Below are 3,575 nucleotides of genomic sequence, written 5' to 3' on the forward strand. Positions count from 1 at the left end.
GCGTGCTCCGGCACGCGGCCGCGGCCGCCCGGGTGCCGGTGGCGCCACACCCAGAAGACCGTGCAGGACACCAGGGCCCAGCCCGCCAGCACCAGGAAGGGGAAGGCGTACTGGTGGTCCTGGTAGTAGACGGCCGTGTGCTGCGCGTTGACCGAGGCCCCCGGCGGCAGCCAGCGGCCGATGTGCCCGAGGACGGACGGCAGGAGGGGCCAGGACACCGCGCCACCCGAGGACGGGTTCCCCAGGAGCACCATCAGCCCCCAGGTCGGAAGCATCGCCCAACGACCCATGATGGTGTTGAACATGGTGAAGACCATGCCCGAGGCGAACATCGTGAGCGCCAGGATCAGCCAGGACTCGACGAACGGCAGGTCCAGCGCGCCCAGCCACCAGTCCACCACCGCCGCGATGGCGAAACCGCCGAGCAGGGAGTAGGCGACGGTGAAGAGGATGCGTTCGAGCGGGTTCAGCGCGCGCGCGTGCACGCTGAGCTGGATCGCCCCGACGAAGCCGATGATGACGGCGGCGAGTGAGATGTAGAAGAGCGCCAGGCCACGGGGGTCGCCTTCCTGCTGCGGCTTGACGTCCGTGATCGTGACGGCCACGCCGGTGGCCTTCGCGACCTTCGCTCCGGTCTCGGCGAGCAGTTGGGCGACCGTGGCCCCACCGGCTCCGGCGATGTCCATGTCCACCCCGCGCCGGCCCGGCCGCAGGGTCACGAAGACCTTCTGCTCCTCCATGGCCTGGCGCGCCTTCGCCCGGGTCGCGTACGGGCGCAGGTGGAGGGAGGCGCCCAGGGCGTCCTCCATCCCGGCGACGAACCTCGCGCCTCCCTCGGCCCCGACGCCGTCGACCACCGCGGCCGGGATGCTGCGCGGGGTCGGATCGGCCATCGTGTAGGTGTACGAACCGGCGAACAGGCCGGCCGCGGCGGCGAGGATGAACGTCAGCACGATCGCGGGGACGTACGGCGACTGCTTGTACGACGCCCACTTCTCGGCCCGGGTCGGGGGCCTGCCGTGGGCGCCGTGGGAGGGAGGTCCGCCCCCGTCGCCGGCGCTCATGTGCCGCCCCCGTCGTGCCGGGCCCGGCTGGGCTGCACCCGCTTCGGCTCCCCGGGCATCTTGGGGTACTCCGGAGGGTAGGGCAGGTCCCCGAGCTTGTGCTCGTGCTCGTCGCGGGTGGCCAGCTCCAGCAGTCGGTCGAGCCGGAAGGCGTGCTCGTCCATGTCGGCGTGGAGGTCGCCCACGTCCGCGTACCGCGCGGGCATCGAGCGGAGGTCGAAGTCCTGTGGTTCGGCGTCGTCGACCTCCTCCCAGCGCAGGGGCGCGGAGACCGGGGCGTGCGGGAAGGGGCGGACGGAGTAGGCGGAGGCGATGGTGCGGTCACGGGCGGTCTGGTTGTAGTCCACGAAGATCCGCTCGCCGCGCTCCTCCTTCCACCACGCGGTGGTCACCCGCTCCGGCATCCGGCGCTCGAGCTCCCGTCCCGCCGCGATCGCGGCCCGGCGGACCTGGGTGAAGGTCCACTCGGGCACCAGGGGGACGAACACGTGGATGCCCCGGCCGCCCGAGGTCTTCGGCCAGCCGCGCAGCCCGTTGTCCGCCAGGACCGAGCGCAGCTCGTGGGCGGCCCGCACGGCGTCGGCGTAGCCGGTTCCGGGCTGCGGGTCGAGGTCGATGCGCAGTTCGTCGGGGTGCTCGGTGTCGGCGCGGCGCACCGGCCAGGGGTGGAAGGTCAGGGTGCCGAGGTTGGCCGCCCAGAGGACGGCTCCGAGCTCGGTGGGGCACATCTCGTCGGCGTGCCGGCCGCTGGGGAACTCGATGCGGGCGGTGGGCGTCCAGTCGGGGAGGTTCTTCGGCGCCCTCTTCTGGTAGAAGAACTCACCCGCGACGCCGTCCACGAAGCGCTGCAGGGTGGTGGGCCGTTCGCGCAGGGCGCGCAGGATGCCGGGCCCCACGGCGAGGAAGTACTCGGCCACGTCTCTCTTGGTGTAGCCCTTCTCGGGGAAGTACACCTTGTCCGGGTTGGACAGCCGTACGGGCCGTCCGTCCGCGTCCAGCTCCATCGCTGTTCCTGCTCCCATGTCGGACACCGTAGGCCGGGCCCACATATGCCGCATATCGGAAGACGTGCGACCGGGGGTGCGTGAGAATCGGGCCATGGATCTGCCGGTGATGCCTCCTGTGAAACCGATGCTCGCCAAGTCCGTGAAGCACATCCCGCCCGGCATGCAGTACGAGGCCAAATGGGACGGTTTCCGGGCGATCGTGCACCGCGACGGCGACGAGGTGGTGATCGGCAGCCGGACGGGGAAGCCGCTCACCCGCTACTTCCCGGAGCTGGTCACGGCGCTGCGGGACAACCTGCCGGCGCGCTGTGTGATCGACGGCGAGATCGTGGTGGCGCACGACGGCCGTCTCGACTTCGACCGGCTGAGCGAGCGCATCCATCCGGCGGACTCCCGGGTGCGGCTGCTGGCCGAGCGGACCCCGGCCGGCTTCGTCGCCTTCGACGTCCTCGCGCTGGACGACACCTCCCTGCTCGCCACCCCGCAGAGCGAACGGCGCGCGGCCCTGGAGAGGGCGCTGGCCGGGGTGTCGGCTCCCGTCCATCTGGCCCCGGCCACCACGGACCCCGCCGTCGCGCGTGACTGGTTCGAGCGCTACGAGGGCGCCGGGCTGGACGGCGTGGTCGCCAAGCCGCTCGGTCTGCCCTACCGGCCGGACGTGCGCGCGATGTACAAGATCAAGCACGAGCGGACCGCCGACTGCGTGGTGGCGGGCTACCGCTTCCACAAGAGCGGCCCGGTCGTCGGCTCGCTGCTCCTGGGCCTGTACGACTCCGGCGGAGCACTGCGGCACGTCGGCGTGTGCGCCGCCTTCTCCATGAAGCGCCGTGCCGAACTGCTTGCGGAACTGGACCCCTTGCGCATCGAGCCGGCGGAACATCCGTGGGCGTCGTGGGCCGAGGCGGCGGCGCACGAGGGCGCACGGCTGCCCGGCGCACCGAGCCGCTGGTCGGGCAGGAAGGACCTGTCCTGGGTGGCACTGCGGCCGGAGCGCGTCTGCGAGGTCGCGTACGACCACATGGAGGGCGACCGGTTCCGTCACACCACGCAGTTCCGGCGGTGGCGGCCGGACCGCACCCCCTCCGGCTGCACGTACGCGCAGCTGGAGGAAGTGGTGCGGTACGACCTGTCCGAGGTGCTCGGCCCCGCCTGACCCCGCCGCCCCGTGCCGTGGGACGACGGGGGGGGGCGGCCTCAGGCGGACGGGCCGGAGGTGCCGGGATCCGGGTCGGGCGTCGTGGTGGGGTCCGGGGTCGCGGTGGGCTCAGGGGTCGCGGTGGGGCCCGGGGTCGCGGTGGGCTCGGGTGTGGTGGTGGGTTCAGGGGTCGCGGTGGGCTCGGGTGTCGGGTCCGATGTCCCGGTGGGGCCGGGGGTGGGCGTCGGGTCCGGGGTGCCGGTGCCGGTGGAATCGGGCGTGGGGTCCGTGGGGGTCGCCGAGCCGCCCGGGTCCGGGCTGCCGGACGCCGACGGGGTGGGGGTGGGGGTGGGTGAGGTGGAGGGGCGC

General features: G+C 72.8%; 4 protein-coding genes. 1 reads left to right on the top strand and 3 read right to left on the bottom strand.

Annotated features, from left to right (window positions below; all coding sequences use genetic code 11):
- Together ABZ371_RS30370 and ligD are read right to left on the bottom strand one after the other, a co-directional pair.
- Positions 1–1,064 (bottom strand): ABC transporter permease (locus ABZ371_RS30370; RefSeq protein ID WP_358685647.1); only part of this gene is annotated, 1,064 nt, incomplete at its 3' end.
- The gene (gene ligD, locus ABZ371_RS30375; protein WP_358685654.1) at positions 1,061–2,068 is read right to left on the bottom strand and encodes a non-homologous end-joining DNA ligase; all 1,008 of its coding nucleotides are present in this window, start codon (positions 2,066–2,068) and stop codon (positions 1,061–1,063) included. The genes ligD and ABZ371_RS30370, both read right to left, overlap by 4 nt.
- Positions 2,069–2,162: 94 nt before the next feature.
- Here ligD and ABZ371_RS30380 point away from each other — a divergent pair, with 94 nt between their 5' ends.
- Complete coding sequence (locus ABZ371_RS30380; RefSeq protein WP_358685649.1) at positions 2,163–3,224, top strand: ATP-dependent DNA ligase; 1,062 nt, start codon at positions 2,163–2,165, stop codon at positions 3,222–3,224.
- A gap of 41 nt (positions 3,225–3,265) precedes the next feature.
- Here ABZ371_RS30380 and ABZ371_RS30385 read toward each other — a convergent pair.
- A partial coding sequence (locus ABZ371_RS30385; protein WP_358685651.1) for a hypothetical protein occupies positions 3,266–3,575 on the bottom strand: 310 nt, incomplete at its 5' end.

The organism is Streptomyces sp. NPDC005899 (genome assembly GCF_040629645.1).
In the GTDB taxonomy this organism is placed as follows: Bacteria; Actinomycetota; Actinomycetes; order Streptomycetales; family Streptomycetaceae; genus Streptomyces.

Bases quoted from the DNA above. Each gene is read 5' to 3' on its own strand.
- ligD (WP_358685654.1), bottom strand. From the start codon at position 2,068: ATGGAGCTGGACGCGGACGGACGGCCCGTACGGCTGTCCAACCCGGAC.
- ABZ371_RS30380 (WP_358685649.1), top strand. From the start codon at position 2,163: ATGGATCTGCCGGTGATGCCTCCTGTGAAACCGATGCTCGCCAAGTCC.